The 21168-nt window shown below is 55.1% G+C and carries 21 protein-coding genes; 8 read left to right on the top strand and 13 right to left on the bottom strand.

All coding sequences use genetic code 11. The features are described from left to right. The first annotated feature begins 95 nt into the window (after positions 1–95). A complete protein-coding gene (locus tag KTH07_RS03555) occupies positions 96–1256 on the top strand; it encodes a pyridoxal phosphate-dependent aminotransferase (RefSeq protein WP_063161958.1) in 1161 nt (386 codons plus the stop codon). Here KTH07_RS03555 and KTH07_RS03560 read toward each other — a convergent pair whose 3' ends face one another. The 3 genes from KTH07_RS03560 to KTH07_RS03570 all read right to left on the bottom strand — a co-directional run bounded on the left by KTH07_RS03560 (position 1257) and on the right by KTH07_RS03570 (position 4138). Continuing rightward, entirely contained in the window at positions 1257–1883 is a 627-nt protein-coding gene (locus KTH07_RS03560; protein ID WP_023303279.1) for a ParB/RepB/Spo0J family partition protein, read from the bottom strand. Then, positions 1868–3091 carry a phosphoadenosine phosphosulfate reductase gene (locus KTH07_RS03565; RefSeq protein ID WP_032103104.1) on the bottom strand — a complete coding sequence of 408 codons (1224 nt, stop codon included), beginning with the start codon at positions 3089–3091 and terminating at the stop codon, positions 1868–1870. Before KTH07_RS03565 ends, KTH07_RS03560 begins: the two co-directional genes overlap by 16 nt. A 126-nt stretch (positions 3092–3217) precedes the next feature. Next, entirely contained in the window at positions 3218–4138 is a 921-nt protein-coding gene (locus tag KTH07_RS03570) for a LysR family transcriptional regulator (RefSeq protein WP_032620085.1), read from the bottom strand. A gap of 621 nt (positions 4139–4759) precedes the next feature. Here KTH07_RS03570 and ahpC point away from each other — a divergent pair. Together ahpC and ahpF are read left to right on the top strand one after the other, a co-directional pair. Beyond that, complete coding sequence (gene ahpC, locus KTH07_RS03575; protein ID WP_014882974.1) at positions 4760–5323, top strand: alkyl hydroperoxide reductase subunit C; 564 nt, start codon at positions 4760–4762, stop codon at positions 5321–5323. Between the two features lie 188 nt (positions 5324–5511). Beyond that, a complete protein-coding gene (gene ahpF, locus KTH07_RS03580) occupies positions 5512–7077 on the top strand; it encodes an alkyl hydroperoxide reductase subunit F (RefSeq protein ID WP_017382489.1) in 1566 nt (521 codons plus the stop codon). A gap of 59 nt (positions 7078–7136) precedes the next feature. Here the strand turns inward: ahpF and uspG are convergent, their stop codons facing one another. Beyond that, positions 7137–7565, bottom strand: a complete 429-nt coding sequence (gene uspG, locus KTH07_RS03585) for a universal stress protein UspG (RefSeq protein WP_006809652.1) — start codon at positions 7563–7565, stop codon at positions 7137–7139. A gap of 181 nt (positions 7566–7746) precedes the next feature. Between uspG and KTH07_RS03590 the strand changes: the two genes are divergently transcribed. Then, positions 7747–8985: a zinc-dependent alcohol dehydrogenase gene (locus KTH07_RS03590; RefSeq protein WP_023303283.1), complete on the top strand. Its 1239-nt coding sequence runs from the start codon at positions 7747–7749 to the stop codon at positions 8983–8985. A gap of 10 nt (positions 8986–8995) precedes the next feature. On the opposite strand, the gene yldA is transcribed toward KTH07_RS03590, so the two are convergent. Both yldA and rnk read right to left on the bottom strand, forming a co-directional pair. Beyond that, complete coding sequence (gene yldA, locus KTH07_RS23535; protein WP_015571155.1) at positions 8996–9085, bottom strand: small membrane protein YldA; 90 nt, start codon at positions 9083–9085, stop codon at positions 8996–8998. Positions 9086–9222: 137 nt separating this feature from the next. Next, complete coding sequence (gene rnk / locus KTH07_RS03595) at positions 9223–9633, bottom strand: nucleoside diphosphate kinase regulator (RefSeq protein ID WP_006809650.1); 411 nt, start codon at positions 9631–9633, stop codon at positions 9223–9225. Between the two features lie 262 nt (positions 9634–9895). On the opposite strand from rnk, the gene KTH07_RS03600 reads away from it, so the two are divergent. Together KTH07_RS03600 and KTH07_RS03605 are read left to right on the top strand one after the other, a co-directional pair. Further along, entirely contained in the window at positions 9896–10516 is a 621-nt protein-coding gene (locus KTH07_RS03600) for a flavin reductase family protein (protein ID WP_003858756.1), read from the top strand. A 1-nt stretch (position 10517) separates the two neighbouring features. Next, complete coding sequence (locus KTH07_RS03605; protein ID WP_023303284.1) at positions 10518–11372, top strand: AraC family transcriptional regulator; 855 nt, start codon at positions 10518–10520, stop codon at positions 11370–11372. Positions 11373–11375: 3 nt separating this feature from the next. Here KTH07_RS03605 and ptsP read toward each other — a convergent pair whose 3' ends face one another. The 7 genes from ptsP to dcuC all read right to left on the bottom strand — a co-directional run bounded on the left by ptsP (position 11376) and on the right by dcuC (position 20077). Then, the gene (gene ptsP, locus KTH07_RS03610) at positions 11376–13871 is read right to left on the bottom strand and encodes a phosphoenolpyruvate--protein phosphotransferase (protein WP_032620084.1); all 2496 of its coding nucleotides are present in this window, start codon (positions 13869–13871) and stop codon (positions 11376–11378) included. Positions 13872–13893: 22 nt separating this feature from the next. Next, on the bottom strand, positions 13894–14934 hold the full coding sequence (gene ypdE, locus KTH07_RS03615) for an aminopeptidase (RefSeq protein ID WP_032620081.1): 1041 nt from the start codon (positions 14932–14934) through the stop codon (positions 13894–13896). Then, the gene (ypdF, locus tag KTH07_RS03620) at positions 14907–16019 is read right to left on the bottom strand and encodes an aminopeptidase (protein WP_023303287.1); all 1113 of its coding nucleotides are present in this window, start codon (positions 16017–16019) and stop codon (positions 14907–14909) included. Before ypdF ends, ypdE begins: the two co-directional genes overlap by 28 nt. Before the next feature lie 11 nt (positions 16020–16030). After that, positions 16031–17281 (bottom strand): PTS fructose transporter subunit IIC, encoded by a 1251-nt coding sequence (locus KTH07_RS03625; RefSeq protein ID WP_063161957.1) that lies wholly within the window; start codon positions 17279–17281, stop codon positions 16031–16033. 27 nt (positions 17282–17308) lie between these two features. Beyond that, positions 17309–17632, bottom strand: a complete 324-nt coding sequence (locus KTH07_RS03630; protein ID WP_017382483.1) for a PTS fructose transporter subunit IIB — start codon at positions 17630–17632, stop codon at positions 17309–17311. A gap of 173 nt (positions 17633–17805) precedes the next feature. Beyond that, positions 17806–18615, bottom strand: a complete 810-nt coding sequence (gene rna, locus KTH07_RS03635; RefSeq protein ID WP_003858741.1) for a ribonuclease I — start codon at positions 18613–18615, stop codon at positions 17806–17808. 94 nt (positions 18616–18709) lie between these two features. Next, the gene (dcuC, locus tag KTH07_RS03640) at positions 18710–20077 is read right to left on the bottom strand and encodes an anaerobic C4-dicarboxylate transporter DcuC (RefSeq protein WP_017382481.1); all 1368 of its coding nucleotides are present in this window, start codon (positions 20075–20077) and stop codon (positions 18710–18712) included. Positions 20078–20417: 340 nt separating this feature from the next. Between dcuC and KTH07_RS03645 the strand changes: the two genes are divergently transcribed. Both KTH07_RS03645 and KTH07_RS03650 read left to right on the top strand, forming a co-directional pair. Then, complete coding sequence (locus KTH07_RS03645; protein ID WP_032620077.1) at positions 20418–20819, top strand: hypothetical protein; 402 nt, start codon at positions 20418–20420, stop codon at positions 20817–20819. Between the two features lie 54 nt (positions 20820–20873). Further along, positions 20874–21167, top strand: a complete 294-nt coding sequence (locus KTH07_RS03650) for a copper-binding protein (protein WP_017694319.1) — start codon at positions 20874–20876, stop codon at positions 21165–21167. Position 21168: the final 1 nt, after the last annotated feature.

The raw sequence follows: 21168 nt of genomic DNA on the forward strand, positions 1-21168 counted from the left end.
TTTATATCGTTTAGACGTCTAAGCGTCTTGATTGCCAAAGACTAACATCGTGTTATAGTGTCAGCAACATAAGTATTACAGGCAGGCACACTACAATGAGCAATAACCCGTTGATCCTACAGAGTAAACTTCCAAATCTCGGCACGACGATTTTTACCCAGATGAGCGCCCTGGCGCAGCAGCACAACGCCATTAACCTCTCACAAGGTTTCCCGGATTTTGACGGGCCGAAATATTTGCAGGAGCGTCTGGCGTACCACGTGGCGCAGGGAGCCAACCAGTACGCGCCGATGACCGGCGTGCAGGCGTTGCGTGAAGCCATTGCGGATAAAACGGCTGAGCTGTATGGCTATAAACCTGATGCGAACAGCGATATCACGGTAACCGCAGGGGCGACCGAAGCGCTGTATGCGGCGATAACCGCCCTGGTGCGTACGGGCGATGAGGTGATTTGTTTTGACCCGAGCTACGATAGCTACGCCCCGGCGATTGAACTGGCCGGCGGCGTAGTGAAACGCGTGGCGCTCCAGCCGCCGCATTTTCGTCCGGACTGGCAGGCGTTTGCCGCGCTGCTGAGCGATAAAACCCGGCTGGTGATCCTGAATACGCCGCACAACCCATCGGCGACGGTGTGGCAGAAGAGCGATTTTGCCGCCCTGTGGCAGGCCATCGCCGAACGTGAAATCTATGTTCTGAGCGACGAGGTGTATGAGCATATCTGCTTCGCCGAAGAGGGGCATGCCAGCGTGCTGGCGCATCCGCAGCTTCGTGAGCGTGCAATCGCGGTATCGTCATTTGGCAAAACCTACCATATGACCGGCTGGAAGGTCGGGTACTGCGTGGCGCCCGCCGCCATCAGCGCTGAGCTGCGTAAAGTGCATCAGTATCTGACGTTTGCGGTGAACACACCCGCTCAGCTGGCGCTGGCGGATATGCTGCGCAGCGAACCCGGACACTACCGTGAGCTACCGGATTTCTACCGTGCGCGTCGGGATCGGTTTGTGGCTGCGTTGAGCAAAAGCCGTCTGGAGATTTTACCCTGTGAAGGGACCTATTTCTTGCTGGCCGACTACAGCGCGATTTCCGATCTGGACGACGTGAGTTTCTGCCAGTGGCTGACGAAAGAGGTGGGCGTGGCGGCCATTCCGCTGTCGGTGTTCTGCGCCGATCCCTTCCCGCATAAGCTGATCCGACTTTGCTTTGCGAAGCAGGAATCGACGCTGCTGGCAGCGGCAGCGCGGTTAAACGCGCTCTGACTATTTCACCGTCCAGGCTTCAGAAAAACGACGGTCTGCGAAGAGTTCGAGCAGACCGTTGATCTGCTTCAGACGCAGTACTTCATCGCTGTCCATACCCAACTCCTGGCCAATTTTCTGCTCACTCCAGCCCATAAGCACCAGCTCGCGCACGATTTCTGACATGGCGTTGATCTGGTGGCGTCCGCGCGCGCGGTTGTGGCGAATGGTCGCAGCCATGCGGTCGAACTTTTCCTGCCGCGCTTTACGCAGGCAGGTGACAGGAAGGTAACCCTTAAGCTGGCGCTTCAGGGTCGCCCGGTTACTGCCGATATCATGGCGGTGAAAACCATCGACAATTTCGTAGTGCTGTGGCGCATTTTCCGTCACCACGATAGGCTGTGTGAATCCATCCAGCTCCAGTGACTTGCTGAGCAGCCGCTTTTCCGGTGGCGCGACGTTATTTGGGTTGTAATCGTTAGCGCTGATGTTTGTCTTTTTTATCCACAATACGCAATCGACGGGCTGATCGCGAAAAGGGCTGATTTCATGTAATGCCTGACGAAACGCATTAATAGCGGCTATTCGCTCTTCCTCAGAAAGTGCCTGAAGGTACGTTTCCATTTCGGTGATTATTCGTTGTTGCATAAAATCCCCCATTCCTTGCGTTTTGCTTTCACTCTGTCGCTGTAGCGCTGATAGTGTTTGGGCTTATTTGGGCTAAACGAAAGTGCCCGGCACCAATAGTCATTGTTGAGTAAAACCTTACAAATGCGTCGCCAGGAGGGGATATCTTTTGCACCAATGTCACCCTCCTGCGTATCGGGAATATCGTTCATGCCTCGCTTTTGATACCAGTGGAGATAAACCGCGATTTTATTGCGGTAATGTTCCGCCGTATTTTGCGGCATGCTGTCGAGTAGCAGCATGGCGTATTCGCGCCAGCCAAGATGGTCTGGTTTCAGGATCTTCCGGTGGCCATAAAAATGGTTATCGTGCCCGGCATAAATACCGCCGCTGCGCACCCCGCAGGCACGCTCACACATCGCCGCCCAGCGTTCGGGTTCAATGACATGATAGAGCCACAAGCCCTGACGCTGTTCCGGGCCAAACGGTTCGCAGATGCGCATATAACGCGGCGGCACCCCCGCCTTGTACATCAGGTCGTATAACGGGTTATAGCAACATTTCGATTTCGCGAACCACGTCCAGATGTCGGCGGTTTTCCAGTCGTACAAAGGGTAGATATACCAGGTGTGCCCGCCCGGTGCGACGGTCGTCCAGGGTTTATCGTCAGAAAAGCGCTGCTTACGTGCCGACGCGATAGCCAGAAAGCGGTTGTAGGATTCATCGGCGCGGATCCCCACCATGACGGCGGCAGGACGTTTTTGCGCATACCATTCGGCAAACTCTCGCACGAAGACTTCAAACGTCATTCCCTGCTGATAAAAATCGAAATAGTGATAATCGGTAATGGCATCTTCCGGTGGCTGGCGAACCCAGTTTGTCCCGGGTTCCCAGCACTGCCATTCAGGTTGAAACTGTGACAGGGCGTTCTGGGTCGTGAGCGGAAGCGCTACCCACCAGAACTGATGGATAACATCCCGATACTGCGTTCTCATCGTGTCAACATGCTGAATGGTTGAGGAGAATTGCGCTTCCCAGTCCAGAAAGATGACATCTATTTTTCGCTTTAATTGCCGTGCTTGCTGGGCAACGAGATGCAGCATCACGGTAGAATCTTTTCCACCGGAAAAGGAAACGCATACCCTGGAGAAATTGTTTAGCGTCCAGTCTATGCGTTCCGCTGAAGCGTCTAAAACATTTTCCTGTAAAGGGATTTTATAGATCGACATGGTTAATCGCATCCTGCGTGCTAAATGTCTGGAAAAAATTAAGACGATATTATGAAATCTTTTTTCATTATTTTCACGGGATCATTTTTTCAGTTTGCGATTTTTATATTCATCATATAAATGATTTTACGCAGATGGAGCGGAAAGACAGAGTTTATGCATTTTCTCAATGAACGTTGAAAAAACGCTGCTGTTCAGCGATGAACGGCTGTAAAGCATATAGACATGTATTTCGGGCAATTCAAATGGGTCGGCGATCCGTTTTATTTTTAACGTCTCTTTATAGGCTTCATAGATTGATACGGGTATAAAGCCTAACAGATCAGATGAACTGACCATGGAGATTAGCGAAATGATGGAGTCCGTGCGAAAAGCAATATCTCTTTCCGGGAAAAGGTCATTGGCACGATTCTGGAACTCTTTAACGCCCGGGTGCGCACTCTGGTAAAAGGTGAATTTTTCCCGGTATAACGCTTCAAGACTGACCGTATCGGCGAGTCTTGGATGGTTTTCTCGGCAGATTAACGCTATTGGCACCGTGGCAAAGTGAGAACACACCACAGAGCGATTCTTAATTGGGGCAATAGTAAAGATCAGGTCGGCTTTACGGTAGGCGAGCAGGTCCTCTGCGGATTCCGGAGAGATAAGCATATCTCGTTGTTCTATCTCGTAATTTTCCTCTGACATTAGCAGCTTCATTGGTTCGAGCATATAGCCGGGCGACATCATTTGAGAGCAATAGATAACGAACTTTTTCTTGATGTCCGAGTGATGCATCATGTTGATCGTCTGCTCAATTTGGTTGAGATTCTGTTCAAGATGATGATGCAGGTTGGTGCCCACCGTGGTCGGCGTAATTCCCTTACCTGAGCGGATGAACAGGGGGTCATTGAGCTGGCCACGCAGACGTTGCAGCGACTGGCTCACGGCGGATGGCGTGATATAAAGTGTCTCGGCAGCCTTACTGATACTGAGATGTTGGTAAATGCATTCGAAGATGACTAACAGATTGAGATCGAATTTTTTTAGGTCGTAGAGGTTGGCCATGTTTCGTCCTGAGTGTGCTGTGTTTGCTGTCGTTATCACATCATGGAGTACGACAGAGGGAAGTTACCTTTAACAATCCGTGGGGGTAACTCGCTTAATTTAAAAATTAAGTGATCTTAATATATCACGGCTTTGGATTATTGAAACACAATTTCAAGATTTATTAAGATAATTTTATCTTTAAAGTGTGATTGAATTATTTGAATGACAACTGGCATTTATATATAGCGCGAAATTTATAATGAAATTAAATTTATAACGTTTCTGAGACCTGTTCGATTCTGCCTATCACAACCATAGGCAGGACTATCTCTCTTATGCATTGCTCAATGCGCGCACGGATGCTGTAATCAAACCGCTGTTACGGCCTTGATACAAGGTATGTAGAGCGCAACGCAACGCCAGCTTCGGCTGGCACTGAATGTACCTGCGGGGAATTCAGGTATCAGGGCCGCCCGTTGAGGCGGCCTTTTTACTTTCAGGCTTTCCTGTAAAAGGTTCACCTTGCTGTCTTGTTGCTGTTGTAAGGTTTGGCTGATTGATTTGATAAAGCATACGCATTAGCCCCGATGAACAAAGTTGGTTACCTTACATCTCAACGAAAACACGGAGGAAGTACAGATGTCCTTGATTAACACCAAAATTAAACCTTTCAAAAACCAGGCGTTCAAAAACGGTGAGTTCATCGAAGTAACTGAGAAAGATACCGAAGGCCGCTGGAGCGTGTTCTTCTTCTATCCGGCTGACTTCACCTTCGTTTGCCCGACCGAACTGGGCGACGTGGCAGACCACTACGAAGAACTGCAAAAGCTGGGCGTAGACGTTTACTCTGTTTCTACCGATACCCACTTCACCCACAAAGCGTGGCACAGCAGCTCTGAAACTATCGCGAAAATCAAATACGCGATGATCGGCGACCCGACTGGCGCCCTGACCCGTAACTTCGACAACATGCGTGAAGATGAAGGCCTGGCAGACCGCGCGACCTTCGTTGTTGACCCGCAGGGCATTATCCAGGCTATCGAAGTTACCGCTGAAGGTATCGGCCGTGATGCATCTGACCTGCTGCGCAAAGTGAAAGCGGCTCAGTACGTTGCTTCTCACCCAGGCGAAGTGTGCCCGGCGAAATGGAAAGAAGGCGAAGCGACGCTGGCTCCATCTCTGGACCTGGTCGGCAAGATCTAAGTCTGTAAAGCCTGGCGGCGCTACGCTTGCACAGGCCTACAGTATCGTAGGCCGGGTAAACGAAGTGCCACCCGGCAATCAATGGGCGCTCCCCGCGCCCATTTCATTCCAGCACCATGATGCAAGTTGCATTCAGGCAGCCCGTATAAGGCGGCTTGCATGATGACGTTTTAAGAGAGGGAAGAATAATGCTCGACGCTAACATGAAAACCCAGCTCAAGGCCTACCTTGAGAAACTGACCAAACCTGTTGAGCTGATTGCCACGCTGGACGACAGCGCGAAATCGGCAGAAATCAAAGCGCTGCTGACAGAGATTGCTGAGCTGTCGCCGAAGGTGACCTTCAAAGAAGACAACACGCTGGCAGTCCGTAAGCCTTCTTTCCTGATCGCCAACCCAGGGTCTGACCAGGGGCCGCGTTTCGCGGGCTCTCCGCTGGGGCACGAATTTACGTCCCTGGTGCTGGCGCTGCTGTGGACCGGTGGTCATCCGTCAAAAGAAGCGCAGGCGCTGCTGGAGCAGATCCGCGATATCGACGGTGATTTTGAGTTTGAAACCTATTACTCACTCTCCTGCCATAACTGTCCGGACGTGGTGCAGGCGCTGAACCTGATGTCAGTCCTCAACCCACGCATTAAGCACACGGCGATTGACGGCGGTACGTTCCAGAACGAAATCACCGAGCGCAACGTGATGGGCGTTCCGGCGGTTTACCTGAATGGTCAGGAGTTCGGCCAGGGGCGTATGACCTTGACCGAAATCGTCGCCAAAGTGGATACCGGCGCAGAAAAACGTGCGGCGGAAGAGTTGAACCAACGCGATGCGTACGACGTACTGATTGTTGGCTCCGGCCCGGCGGGCGCAGCGGCGGCGGTGTACTCCGCACGTAAAGGGATCCGTACCGGTCTGATGGGCGAGCGTTTCGGTGGTCAGGTTCTGGATACCGTTGACATTGAAAACTACATTTCCGTGCCGAAAACCGAAGGCCAGAAGCTGGCCGGGGCGTTGAAAGCGCACGTCAGCGACTACGACGTGGATGTCATTGATAGCCAGAGCGCCAGCAAACTGGTTCCGGCCGCGGTCGAGGGTGGTTTGCACCAGATTGAAACGGCGTCCGGCGCGGTGCTGAAGGCGCGCAGCGTGATCATTGCCACCGGCGCGAAATGGCGCAACATGAACGTCCCGGGCGAAGATCAGTATCGCACCAAAGGCGTGACCTATTGCCCGCACTGTGACGGCCCGCTGTTCAAAGGTAAACGCGTAGCGGTGATCGGCGGCGGTAACTCCGGCGTGGAAGCGGCTATCGATCTGGCGGGAATTGTTGAACACGTTACCCTGCTGGAATTCGCCCCGGAGATGAAAGCGGACCAGGTGTTGCAGGATAAGGTGCGTAGCCTGAATAACGTCGATATTGTGCTCAATGCCCAGACGACAGAAGTGAAAGGCGACGGCAGCAAAGTGACCGGTCTGGAATACCGTGACCGCGTGAGTGGCGATATTCACAGCGTGGCGCTGGCAGGGATCTTTGTTCAGATTGGCCTGCTGCCAAACACCACCTGGCTGGAAGGCGCGATTGAGCGCAACCGCATGGGCGAGATCATCATTGATGCGAAATGCGAAACCAGCGTGAAGGGCGTATTTGCGGCGGGCGACTGCACCACCGTGCCGTACAAACAGATCATCATCGCCACTGGCGAAGGTGCGAAAGCGTCGCTGAGCTCGTTTGATTATCTGATCCGCACCAAAACCGCATAATAAAAGAAAGCAAGACGACACCTGCAATGCCAGAGGCCACCAAAAGGTGGCCTCTTTTTTTATCTCACGACCATCACCGGAATGTGGGTGTGGCGGATCACGCTGGAGGCGTTCGACCCCAGCAGGTGAGTGGTGATGGAAGGGTTACGTGAACCAATCACTACCACGTCGGCATTTAATTCCCCCGCCAGCTCATTAACGGCGTCGCGCACGCTACCGAACCGGACGTGGGTTTTGATGCGGGAAGGATCGATGCTGAAGTGCCCGACCATGGTTTGCAGGCGTGTCTCGGCTTCATGCTGTAAATGCTCTTCAAAACGACGCACATCAGCAGCGAAACGATGCAGGCTCAGGCTGGCAGAGCCCGGTAAAACATGCAGAAGATGAATAACTCCGTCCTGCTGCGCGAGAAATTCCGCGTGACGTACAGCCTTATCACTCAGTTCCATTTCGAAAACATCAACCGGCATAATGATTGTTTGATACATAACCGTTTCTCCTTGTTTATAAACGCTGTAATCATTCAACCACAAAATATAAAAGGTTTCTGTAATCCCGACAGCACTTTTTTATCTCGCCAGGATAAATCTCAAAACAGCCGGATTCCGGGGCAGATCCCGAGAGGTAGCTACCCTTTTATAAGCTTACCCACACCCTTTCGGAGGTTGCATGAAAGCTCTCACCTATCACGGTCCACATCATGTTCGGGTCGATAATGTCCCCGATCCGGGCATCGAACAGCCTGACGATATCATCCTGCGCGTAACGGCCACGGCGATCTGTGGTTCTGATTTGCATCTTTATCGCGGAAAAATTCCCAAGGTCCAGCACGGCGATATCTTTGGTCATGAATTTATGGGCGAGGTGGTGGAGTGCGGGAGCGAAGTGAAAAACGTGCAGAAAGGTGACCGGGTGGTGATCCCGTTTGTGATTGCCTGCGGTGACTGCTTCTTTTGCCAGATGCAACAGTACGCGGCCTGCGAAAACACGAATCGCGGGCAGGGCGCGGCGCTGAACAAAAAGCAAATTCCCGCCCCTGCCGCGCTGTTTGGCTACAGCCATCTTTACGGCGGCGTGCCGGGCGGACAGGCGGAGTATGTGCGCGTCCCGAAAGGCAACGTGGGGCCGTTTAAAGTGCCCCAGCTGCTGTCTGACGACAAAGCGCTTTTCCTGTCAGATATTCTGCCTACCGCCTGGCAGGCGGTAAAAAATGCGCAGATCCAGAAAGGCTCCAGCGTCGCCGTATTCGGGGCCGGGCCGGTGGGGTTACTGACCATTGCCTGCGCGCGGCTTCTCGGCGCAGAGCAGATTTTCGTGGTTGACCATCATCCCTATCGACTGCGGTTTGCCCAGGAGCGCTACGGCGCGATCCCGATTAACTTTGATGACGATAACGACGCGGCGGAGAAAATCATTGAGCAAACGGCCGGACAGCGCGGAGTGGATGCGGTGATTGATGCCGTCGGGTTTGAGGCCAAAGGCAGCACCACGGAAACGATCCTCAGTAACCTGAAAATTGAAGGCAGCAGCGGCAAAGCCCTGCGCCAGTGCATTGCTGCGGTGCGGCGCGGCGGCGTGGTCAGCGTGCCGGGCGTGTACGCCGGTTTTATTCACGGCTTCCTGTTTGGCGATGCCTTCGATAAAGGGCTGAGCTTTAAGATGGGGCAGACCCACGTCCATGCCTGGCTGGGAGAGCTGCTGCCGCTCATCGAAAAAGGGCTGCTTACCCCAGAAGATATTGTGACCCACTATCTTCCGCTGGCTGATGCGGAACGCGCCTATAAGATCTTCGAAAAACGGGAGGAGGAGTGCCGCAAGGTGATCCTGGTGCCTGGCGCAGACACCCCGGAGGCAGCGCAGCAGAAAGTGAAGGGACTGGTGAATGCCTTCCCCGGCGGCGTTGTGTGAGGTTCCTCACTCACCAGTGGCGCTCAAGATACAGCACCGCCACGACGAGGATCGCCAGGATGATGAGAAAAACCAGTGTGATAACAAGTATCTCACCCATGACCGTCCCCACGGCACTACAACAGACTAAGCGTGGATTAAGCGGTTTTTGTCCGGTATAGCACAATAGGGTGAATTTGCGGAAAGAGGATGCGGGTGCATCCTCTGTGCAAAGCGGGGTCGCTTGTTCAGAAGGGATTAACGCAGGTAATCGCCAGCGGCTTCGGGCTGGTAGAGCAGCTCAAGCACTTCCAGGTGAGCTGAGGCGCCGCCCGGGAGTTCCCAGTGGATGGTATCGCCCGTGCGCAGTCCAAGCAGCGCTGCGCCCACGGGTGCCAGCACCGACAGTTGCGTGCTGCTATCGGTCATCTGCGCCGGATAGACCAGCGTACGAGTGAGCTCCTCTCCGGTGGTCAGGTTGCGGAACTTCACCTGGCTGTTCATGGTGACCACATCATGCGGCATGGTCTCAGGCGTACACATCTGCGCCCGGTCGAGCTCTTCGTTCAGCGCATCGGCTACCGGCAGCGAGGCGAATTCTGGTTTCTCCAACAGTCGGTCAATACGTTCTGCGTCGAGTTCATTGATGATAATCGTAGGTCTGGACATTTTTACTCCATGTCGTTAATGCTGCGTGTAACGCAGAAACCAATCCAAAAGAAAACCCTCGCCGTCTGGCAGCGAGGGTTTAACTTATCTGATGATACTGTCTGAAACCGTAAGTTTGAAGTGATGAAGGTCACAATCATGCGCCATATGAATTTTTGGCAATAAACCCGGCGTCCCGATTCACGCTGAACGGAAATTTCGTTACGCTGGAAAAACTGAACCCGGGCAATGCGCGTTGCAGCCCCAGCGTAGAGAGAGCGATATGTACTTTTACCAACCGTCTCAGGGGCACGGCCTGCCGCACGACCCGCTGAACGCCATTATCGGTCCACGTCCGATTGGCTGGATCTCATCCTGTGATAAGGCCGGTCAACTGAACCTTGCCCCGTACAGCTTCTTTAATTGCTTTAACTATCGCCCACCGATCATTGGTTTTTCCAGCAACGGCTGGAAGGATAGCGTGCGGAATATTACCGAAACGGGGGAGTTTGTCTGGAACCTCGCAACGCGCGATCTGGCCGAGGCGATGAATGAAACCTCCGCCACGCTCCCTCATGGCGAGGATGAATTTACCTTTGCAGGCCTGACGCCCGTAGCCAGCCAGCTTGTGAGCTCGCCGCGCGTGGCGGAAAGCCCGGTGAATTTCGAGTGTCGATTGTCACAGTGCATTCAGCTTACCGGCGCGGATGGGACGCCGATTGATACCTGGCTGGTGCTCGGCGAAGTCGTGGGCGTCCATATCGCCGAAAGTTTGCTGGAAGAGGGGATTTACCAGACCGCGAAAGCGCAGCCCATTCTGCGTGCGGGTGGACCGACGGCCTACTACGCCATCAGTGACAGCCATCGCTTCGACCTGGTACGCCCGGATGCGCGCAGGGGGTGATATGCGCGCAACCCTGTTGCCCGCCGATCAGCAGTTTTTTGCCGATCTGTTGAGCGGCCTGGTGCTCAACCCACAGCAGCTGGGGCGAGTCTGGTTTGCTCATCGTGGCGCGTCTGACGCTGTCGGAAGCGTGAGCCGCGACTGGCCACGGCTTGACGTCGTTCTTCGCGGGGAATATGGCAACAGACTGGTTGCCGGGCAGCAGACCCTCCGCCAGGGGGAAATGCTGTTCCTTCCCGCCCAGGCCGCCAGCGTCCCGGTGTTTGAACGACCGGTCATGCTGCTGAGCATCCTTTTTGCGCCGTCGTGGCTGGGGCTGGTGTTTCATGATTCCCGTCACGGCCAATCGGTGCCTGCACAGCGACACGTTGAGCTTCCTCACCCTGAACGAGGCGAATGTGCTGCGATGCTGATGGCCCTGACGCACCTGAGCGCTTCCCCGCAGGATCAGGCCATTATTCAACCGCTGGTGCTGAGCCTGCTGCACTGGTGCCGGAAAGTGGTGTCTTCGCTGCCTGAACCGGGACTGTCGCGCGGGGATTTCCTCTATCAGAGCATTTGTAACTGGGTGCAGGAAAACTATGCTGAATCCCTGTCGCGGGACAGCGTCGCCGCGCTGTTTAATATTTCGGCTAACCATCTGTCACGCCTGTTCTCCCAACAGGGGACGATGAGTTTTGTGGATTACGTTCGTTGGGTGCGTATGGCGAAGGCGAGAACCATCCTGCAAAAATACCACCTGCCGGTGGGGGAAGTGGCGAAGCGCTGCGGCTATGCCGATAGCGACTATTTTAGCCGTCTGTTCCGGCGCCAGTTTGGCCTGACGCCGGGGGAGTATCGCGCACGCTTTCAGTGACAGTCAGAACGTGATTTCAGCGTTCAGCAGATCCAGGATACTTTGCGGCGTCGTTGCTGCAAACAGCGACTCGCGAAACGTTTTATTGACCAGCTTCCGCGCCAGCTGGGAAAAGACCTTCACGTGATTAATCCCTTCCTGAGCGCCGAGCGTCAGCATGATCACCAGCTCGACGTCGCCCAAATCCGACTCCCAGTCAATCGCCCTGTCCAGGCGTGCAATGCTGATGCTGGAGTGGCGTATCCATTGCGATTTGGTGTGAGGGATCGCCACGCCAAACCCGACGGCGGTGGTGACAATCTCTTCGCGCTGCCAGAGATCTTCTTCAAGCTCCAGCGGGTTTTCGGTCCTGCCATGAATCGCAAGATTTCCGCATAAGAACTGAAGCACCTGCTCTTTTGAGGTCAGCGGCTCATTGACCACGATAGTCTCCAGCGCCAGCAAGGGACGCGGCGGCGCTTCCGGTGTGAAATCCGCCAGCAGGGCTTCAATTTCCTCTGCGCTGCGGCTGTCGCAGGCCTTATCTGCCAGCGCCCGGCAGGCCGCCATGTCCAGCTGACGCAGCTGGGTTTTTACCGCAGGGATGCGCGGCCCGCTCATGCTGAACTCATCTAAGCCCAGACCAAGCAGAAGAGGGAGGTAGCGCTGCTCTCCGCCAAGTTCCCCGCAAATGCCGACCCATTTCCCGTGACGATGCGCTGCGGTGACTATCTGGCGAACCATGCGTAAAAAAGATGGTGTGATGGGGTTATACAGCGCCGAAACGCGCGGGTTGTTGCGATCGACAGCGTAGAGATACTGAGTCATATCGTTCGAGCCGATACTGAAGAAATCCACCTCTTCGCAGAAGTGATCGATGATAAAGCAGACTGAAGGCACTTCAACCATGATCCCCAGCGGCAGGTGCGCGGTGTGACGTAACCCCTGTGAGGCCAGGGCGTCACGAACGTTTTGCAGCTCCTGTTTGATCCATAAAATCTGATCGAGACTGTGCACCATCGGGATCATCAACAGCGCATTGCCGCTGGCACCTGCGCGTAAGATCGCGCGCAGTTGGGTGCGGAAGAGATCGGCAAATTCAGGATAAATACGAACGGCACGATAGCCGAGGAACGGGTTTTCTTCCTGGGGTATGTTCAGGTAAGGGATCTGCTTATCGCCGCCGATGTCCATTGTGCGAAAGATGACCGGCTTGCCCTGCGCGGAGAGCAGCACCTGCTGATAGGCTTCGAATTGCTCCTGCTCGTCCGGCGCGGAGTCTCTGTCCATATACAGCATTTCAGTGCGAAACAGCCCGATACCCTGCGCGCCGCAGGTAAACGCCCCGGGCGCTTCCAGCGCGCTGCCGATGTTGGCGGCAATCTCTACCGGTACGTTGTCGCGGGTGAGCGCTGGAAGACCCGCATCTTTGATCTGCTGCTGGTGGCGTCGGTCGGCAAGGCGCTGCGCCACGCTGTAGTAATCATTCACCGCGTCGTTGGGTTCAACGACCAGCACGCTACAGATGCCGTCCAGAATGACCTCTTTTCCCATCAACGGCGCCAGCGAGGCGACCGTTAAACCACTCAGCACAGGCACGGAGGCCGCGCGTGCCAGGATCAGCGTGTGCGACGTCCGGCCTGTTTTTTCAAGTACCATGCCTTTCAGGTACTGCGTGTCGAGGCTGAGAAACTGGCTGGGCGTCAGATCTTCCGCCACCAGAATGGTGGGGGCGCTGAGGGTGAATGCGGAGGTTTGCTGTAACTCCGGCCAGGTAATGTTAAGAAGCTGCTCGCTGATGTCGCGAATATCGCTGACGCGTTCACGCAGGTAGTCGCTGGCGGAGAGCGACAGCTTGTCGCAGATCAGCTCCATGTTACGAATGATCGCCTCCGCAAGGCTTAGCCGCTCCTCGGCGATCAGTCGGCGTATGGTGCCGCCAAACTCCTCATCCTGGATCAGCGAAAGATGCGCGCTGAGAATGGTTTTACTCTCGCCGTCCAGCCCGCGCAGACGGTGGTTGAGCTGTTCAGCCAGCGTCGCCAGGCTGTGTTCCAGGCGGGTAATATCTTCCGGCGAGGCGGGGATCTGACAATAACGTTTGAGGTTATCGCTCTGCCAGCCTCGCAGAGTGCCAGCCCCGATGCCACTGGCGAGCGTAATGCCGTGCTGAAGGTGGGGAGCAAGCCTTACAAGCGAACGGGGCAGGGGATGCGCAACGTGCGGCGCGTCGCCGGAGGGAATACTGTCGCTGTCGATAAACGCGCCGGTGAGATACGCCTCCAGCACGCGTCGGGCCTGCTCCTCGTCGCTGCCGTTAATTTCCAGCACGCAGCTGTCATTAAACAGCGTACCGGTACTGATCAGCGCCAGCGAGCTTTTGGCATCCGCGTGAGTGTTAAGCCTTCTGTTGATAAAACGGATGTCGCTGCGCCATGCGCTGCACTGCTCTTTTAACGCCCAGGCCGGACGCGCATGCAGGCCGTTGGGCAGTGGGCAGAAAAATTCAATTGAAAGCATACTTCCTCCTGGCCGCGTGAGATCAGCATCTGAAGTCCGTCAGATGATCCACGGTCTCACGGTTCATGCATGCCACAAGCGCGACAAGCAGTTGTTGGGTGTGATGAATGTCTTTTTCGTCGGCAATGGATGCCGCGCAGTGCCCGTGTCGGGTCGGGGGACCAAGCACAAGAGTCGGCACGCCAGTGCCGGAGAGATGGATCGCCCCGCCGTCCGTTCCGCCGTTGCTGAACATGTCTTTTTGCAGCGGGATCCCTTGCGAGCGCGCGATCGTCTCAGCCAGCGCAATCAGTTTGGCTGGGGCGATGAGCGTTTTGTCGTACAGCACCAGCATCGGGCCCGCACCGATCTGGCGATGGTTGGCGCTGCCATAATCGAAATTTTTTGACCAGCAGGCGGTATCCAGCACCAGCGCGATATCAGGATGAATGGCGCGCGTGGCGGTCTGGCCGCCGCGCAGGCCGACCTCTTCACTTGAGCTGGCCACCAGCCAAAGCTCGCAGTCGAGCGGCGTCTGGTGCAGCTCGTGCAGCAGCGCAATCAGCAGGTAACAGCCGAGACGATCGTCGAAGGCTTTACCCATCACCCGATTGTGGGGAAGGGTCTGAAAGGGTGTATCGAACGTCACGCGGTCGCCTGCGTCGATACCGGCGGCGAACACCTCCTCCGCCGACGTCGCGCCAATGTCGACACGCAAATTGTCAACGTTTTCTCCTTTCAGATCTCCATCCAGCAGGCCCGGTATTTTTTCCCCGTTACGCGTGGTGATGCGCACCGGCTGAAGGGGACGGGCCATCATGCGCACGTTGCCGATGGGCAGGACATCAATGGCCCCTTCGCGCGAGACGCTACGCACCATAAAACCGACTTCATCCATATGGGCGCAGACCATCACCTTCGGGCCCCGGCTCTGGTTGACGCGGATAAGCACGGAACCCAGCCCATCAAACTGAACCTCTTTATGGTATTTTTGCGCCTCACTGAGCAGGATGTCGCGCACCTCTTGCTCTGAGGCCGCAATGGCGTCTGCTTCGCTCAGGGCGTGCAGTAAATCTCTGTCCACTCTTGTTCTCCCGTCAGCAATAGCCGTTTGTCGAGGGTATAAAGCACCTCGGCGCCCGTTTCCGTCACCAGCACCACATCTTCAATTCGTACCCCGCCCTGGTGTTCAAGGTAGATCCCCGGCTCAACGGTCAGCACCATGCCGGGCTGCAACGGGGTGCGGTCGGTAGGGGAAAAACGTGGATTTTCATGGACATCAATACCAATGGCATGACCGGTGTTATGCCCGAACTGCGGACCGTAACCTGCACGTTCAATCACGGAACGTGCGGCGCTATCGATCTGATGACAGGAAACGCCGGGGCGGATGGCATCAATGGCCGCCTGTTGTGCCGCCAGAACGATCTGGTACACCGCATAGAGAGGGTGCTCCTCCGGCGGCGTGTTTTGCCCGGCGACAAGAAAGGTCCTTGTCATATCCGAGCAATACCCCTGGTGTTGGGCGCCGAAATCAAGGGTGATCATCTCGCCAGGCATAATCACTTTGTCAGAGGCTTTGCCGTGGGGCAGCGCACCGCGCGGCCCGCTGGCGACAATGGTGTCGAAAGAGGGCTTGTCCGCACCCTCCTGCTTCATAAACCACTCCAGCTCGGCAGCGACTTCACGCTCGCGCATACCGGGCTGAATGAAACGCCGGATGTGCTGTGCGGCGCGGTCGGCAATGCCGCACGCTGCACGGATACGGTCGATTTCGTCAGCGGTTTTTATCTGCCGCAGCGCGTCTAGCGAGGTGCTGCAAAGGTTGGTATTTAGCGTATCGTGCCACAGCACGCCTGTTTGCCAGCTCACGTATTCACCCTCAAAGCCAAGACGGGTGAGATCTTCCTTCGCAATAATCTGATTCACCGCCTGCGCAAACGGGTTCTCCGTGTTAAGCAGGTGCATCTCATAGCCCGCCGCTCGTGAAGCGATATCGCTGTAGTAACGGAAATCCACCAGGATATGTGCCGCGGTTTGTGTCACCAGCACATATCCCGAACCGGTTGAAATGCCCAGATGCGGCTGTTTATTCTGGCGCGAAGAGATGAGCACGCCGTCCAGTTTTTCCGCAGCCAGCCAGGCATGAAGCCTTCTCAGTAATTCCATGGTTCACCCCGTTACAGCGTGTCGATAGCGAGTTTTCCGCGCTTGTGCAGACTGTTACGAATAATCACGACCAACAGCGCGGTGATCGCCGCCCCGACCACAATACTGAGCATGTACGCCCCCAGATTGGTGACCAGCGGCCACGCCCAGATCGCCGATTCAGGGAACCACTGCACGGCACCGAGCGCGGTGGCGGTCATCGCACCCGCGATCGCACCCGCCATATACGCCGGCAGCGTCGCAAGCGGATTTTCCAGCAGGAACGGGATGGCCCCTTCACTGATGCCCATAAAGGCGAGGAACATGGCCGTTTTGCCTTGCGGATAAAGCTGCGGACTAAACAGGCGTTTGCCGGTCAGACGATGGTCAATCAGCGTGGCCAGCCCCAGACCAATGGGCGGAATAACAATCGCCACGGCGCGGGAGGTGATGGGCAGGACATGATCGGTTGTCAGCCCCAGGCCAACAAATCCCGCCGCTTTGTTAATGGGGCCGCCGAGATCGATCGCCGTGGCCGCCGCCATCCCGATGGCGTACATCATGGAGCCCGCCTGACCCGCCGCCAGCAGTACGGTCCGCATACCTGCATTCAGCCAGCCGCCAATCGGCGTGATGATGTAATACATCGCCAGCATCACAAACAGCGCCGAGAGGATTGGGATCAGAAAGGTGCTTTTAAAGGCCAGCAGATACTGCGGTACGTTAATACGGCTATTCAGCCATTTGACCAGATAGCCTGCGGCTATGGCGATAATCAGCGCGCCAATAAACGTGGAGGGCACGGGTTTGGTGGCAAGCCAGGTCAGTTTTTCCGCATCAAAGTTCAGCACCAGCGTCGGCTGCGTGGCGACAAGGCCACCGATAAACCCGGCCGGGAAGGCCAGCTTTCCGCCGATAGAGTTGGCAACAAAGGCGGCAAACATCGGGATGGCGAAGCTGAACAGCAGCCCGCCGAACGATTCGGTCAGATAGCCAAATTTCAATACCGAGAGATTGAAACCGGTGAATTTGCCTGAGTTAAGCGCGTCGAGAATACCGGTGTCAGGCGGGATCTCCAGCCAGACGTAGGCGATGAGCTGTGAAATGGCGAGGATAACCACGCCCATGATAAGCGTTGGCACCATGCGGGATATCCCCGACATAATGTGCTGTGGAAGCTCTTTCCAGAAAGACGCACTGGCGGCAACCGGTGCGGATTTGATGGCAAGTGTGTCACCCTCGTGACTGTCCGGGCGAACCGCGCTGCGTTTTTTAATAGCCATGACGAAAACCCCTGGGTGTGAGGATTATTATTGTTCTGCTGCAATCATCTCTTCGATCTCTTTCAGGGTGCCTGCCGCGTTTTTAATGGCGTCCTGAAGCGTAATCTCATACACGTCGCGCGTTTCGAAGCGCTCATTGTCTTCCGGGGTGATCGCGATGGCGTGGATAATAATGTCAGCGTCGGCAATATCCTGTGGGGTCAGGCGATTCTGGATCCCGTCCGCGCCCTGGGTTTCAATTTTTACCTCATAACCGGCTTCCGTCGCTGCGTCTTCCAGCGCCTGGGCTGCCATGAAGGTATGTGCCAGGCCCATCGGGCAGGCGCACAGTGCAATCAGTTTTTTAGCCATGTGAAATTCCTCCTGTAGATAACGCCATGATTATGGCGGGGAGGTTTCAGTGATGTTTACCGGATTAATAATGCTTTAGCTGGAAAAATGATGCGTGTGAGCGGAAGTGTGAGGTTAATCGTCATATCACGGAAATCAATGAAAAACCGGGCAAAAAGGTGCCCGGCGCAGCATCAGTAACCGGCTTTATCAATGACAAACTGTTTGCCGCAGTTGCCCGGATGCGGCTGTGGCGCAAAGGAGCCGGCAGAGAGCGGGTTGTTGATGGTGCTGGCGTTCAGCGAGATCTGCATCTCGGTCAGATAAGCCGGATTGCCGTGGCAGGTAAGCTTGAACGCTTTTACGCTCTGTTTCCCCCAGCTTTTGGCCACGGCTGCATCGAAGTCGCTGCGGCGGACGGTTTTGCCATAATTTTCCGCCAGAAATTTTCCTGCCGCGCTGTGCTTCACTTCCTGGTTCATGCGCACCATGGTGCCGAAGTAAGCGTCGGGATCAAAACCAAAGCAGACGCCGTGTTTCGCGTATTCATAACGTTCAAGGCAGGAGTTGCCGCCCGCGCCGGGCATCACGCTGTTCAGCTTCGCCGCGCCGGTTAGCGATAGTCCGGTCTCTGCGGCGTCACATTTGCGGCTGGCTTTTGCTTCCGGCATATTCGGAACCGGACGAGTGGCACAGCCGAAGCGCATCCAGCGGCGTTCATCCACTCCGCGAGCGGCAATAGATTTCGGCAGCGCGGGCCATAAGCCGTGGACGGTCAGAAAATCGGTTTTGTTGCTGCTCTCTTTTTGCAGGCGACACTCTTCCGGTTCGTCACGGTTACGTTCGACCATGCTCTGGCAAAATCCGGTTTGCCAGGAAAGGGCCAGAACGTAGCGATCGAAATCGCCGTACTGGGTTGGCTTAAGCGGATCTGCCTGAATTGAGAAGACACAGAGTGCAAGCGCTACTGCGCCAGACGGGATAACGATATCCTTCCTGAACATTTGCTTTCCTGATTGGTTGGGCGCGATTAATTTCTGGGGGTTATTAAAGCACAAAAAGCGCCCGCAGGCGCTTTTTGGAAATCAGGAATTTCGCTTAGGCAGCGCCGGGAACCAGCACTTCGGTGGCGATAATAACGATAATCAGGCCAACCAGCACCGGCACTGACGTGCGTTTTACCACTTCAAACGGAGAGATTTTCGCCATCCCCGCAACCGCAACCACCACGCCCGATACCGGAGAAATGGTACGGCCCAGGTTGGAGGCCTGAAGCATCGGAATGGACAGGTAAGCCGGGTTGATGCCGGAGGAGTGCGCCAGCTTAGGGATCATCTCAACAAAGGCGTAGAACGGCGCGTTACCGGAGCCGGTCGTCATCGCCGCCAGCATGGTCAGCACCACCAGCACCAGCATCAGGATAATACTGGCCGAGCCGAACGAGGTGGCGATAGAGATCAGGCTCTGAATAAAGCCGATGGTGCTCAGCCCCTGGGCAAACACCCCCGCGGCAACCAGCAGCATCACCACGCCCGCGAAGGCATCCGCCATACCGCGGAAGGCAACTTCCAGACCCGTGAACACTTTCTGGGTATTAAAACCACGAACGAACTCCAAGATGGCCGCCAGCAGCATACAGATCACCAGGATAGTGATGATGTGCAGCTGCGGGCCCCATTTGCCGTCGAAAATAAGCACGCCAATAATCGGCGTGAAGGGCAGGATGGAATAAAACGCCGGGGCGGTAGTGGTGATTTCGCTGACGTCCATCATTTCGTGGCTGACGTTCTCTTTCTTATCGAGATAGCGCTGCCAGAAGAAATGCGCCACGCCCATGCCGAGAATAGCGGTGATGGAGATCGGCAGTGTGGTTTTGAAGGCGAAGTCAATCAACGACATTTCCGCGGCTTTTGCGGCCAGCACTACGTCACCGGAAGTAGGGGAGAGAATAATCGCCGCCGGAGAGGCGCAAATAGCCGCCGCTGCGCCACGGCTGATCCCGACGTTAACCATTACCGGGAACAACGTTGCCATTAACAGCACGCCAAGGCCCGTTGCTGAGGAAACGGCTAATGACATCAGACAGGCCAGGAAATAGGCCGCGACCATCAGCAGATAGGGGGAATTAATATATTGCAGCGGCTTAGAAGCCAGCTTTACCACCATATCATTCGCGCCGATATGGGTCATATAGGCAGCAAATCCGCAGAGCATCATGATCATCATGCCCAGATCGCCGCCGCGGCTCATCAGCAGAATTTTTATATATTCCACAATATCGGTAGCGGTATATCCGGTGCTGGCTTCGCTGGCGGGTAAAACCTGATGACCCATTAGCGCGCTAATGATCAGCAGCGTCAGGCCGCCGACAAATAGCACGCCGGTGGCTGAGTAACCTTTAATGATGTAGCGTGCTACACCAACAATGACCACGACTCCAATGAGGAGTTCGAGAAAAGTAAGCATGATTTCCCCTGTATCCTTGCTGCCCGAGAGACAAATAATCAATAAAAAAGAAGCTGAAATGTGCCGAATAAATGTCCAGTCCTTGCTGATTAAAATCAAGAAAGAGACTACTAAAGGCACTGATGACGATATTTTTGCTAACCCTGCGTCATTTATATTAAGACGTTATTGACCTGATGAATAGATATTATATGTCATTAAAATGATGGTGAAGTGTTAAGGTTTTGAGTATTACTTGCCGACAATCGATTTAAAACGTAAATCTCTTTAAAACCACTTCTCTTTCATTCTTTTGCCTGCTTATACTCGGTTCACTTTTACCCTATCCGACGATCTGAATATGCACGCCAGCTGGACATATCGCCTGCGCTTTATCAAAAAACATCTGCTGATGTTTTTGCTGGCGTTTGGCTGGCTGTTGATCCAGAGTCAGGTGGCCGTCGCCTCCCATCAATGTTCAATGGATTTGCGCGGCGAGGTGGCCACCATCCAGCATATGGAGATGATGGCGCAACCGGGGCCGCATTATGCTGCCGGTGCTTCACCGCTGTGTGAAAAACATTGTGTGCCGGATCAGGTACAAAAAGATCCTGCCCAGCCGCATCTGGTGGCGCTGCCTGCCGCCATGACCCTGACCTTAACGACCCCAGAGTGCTCGTCTGCAAGCCATTCTGCGTGGTCCGTTACCCCTCCTGCTGTGGGGCCGCCGGCAACGATCCGCTACTGCCGGTTTCGGGAGTAAAAACCTGTTAATTCGTTTATTTTCATTTACTTAACGTTTAACAGGAGTTTTTTCATGCGTACTATATTCCTTTCCGCGCTGGTTGGCGCGTCCGTCTCTTTCGCTTCTTATACCGTTCAGGCAAACCAGACCTGGCAGGGCCACGGCGTGGTTCAGTCGATCTCTGACAGCGCCGTCATGCTCCGGCACGAGGCCATACCGGAACTAAAATGGCCAGCAATGACCATGCCGTTTACTTTATCTGCCGGCGCCACGCTGAATGACGCCAAACCAGGGGATGAAGTGACCTTCACGCTTGAGCGTGCGGGTGACGGTTTCCAGATTATCTCGCTGACGCCAGCACGCTAAG

It is taken from the genome of Enterobacter cloacae complex sp. ECL72, assembly GCF_019056635.1.
Classification (GTDB): domain Bacteria; phylum Pseudomonadota; class Gammaproteobacteria; order Enterobacterales; family Enterobacteriaceae; genus Enterobacter; species Enterobacter hormaechei_C.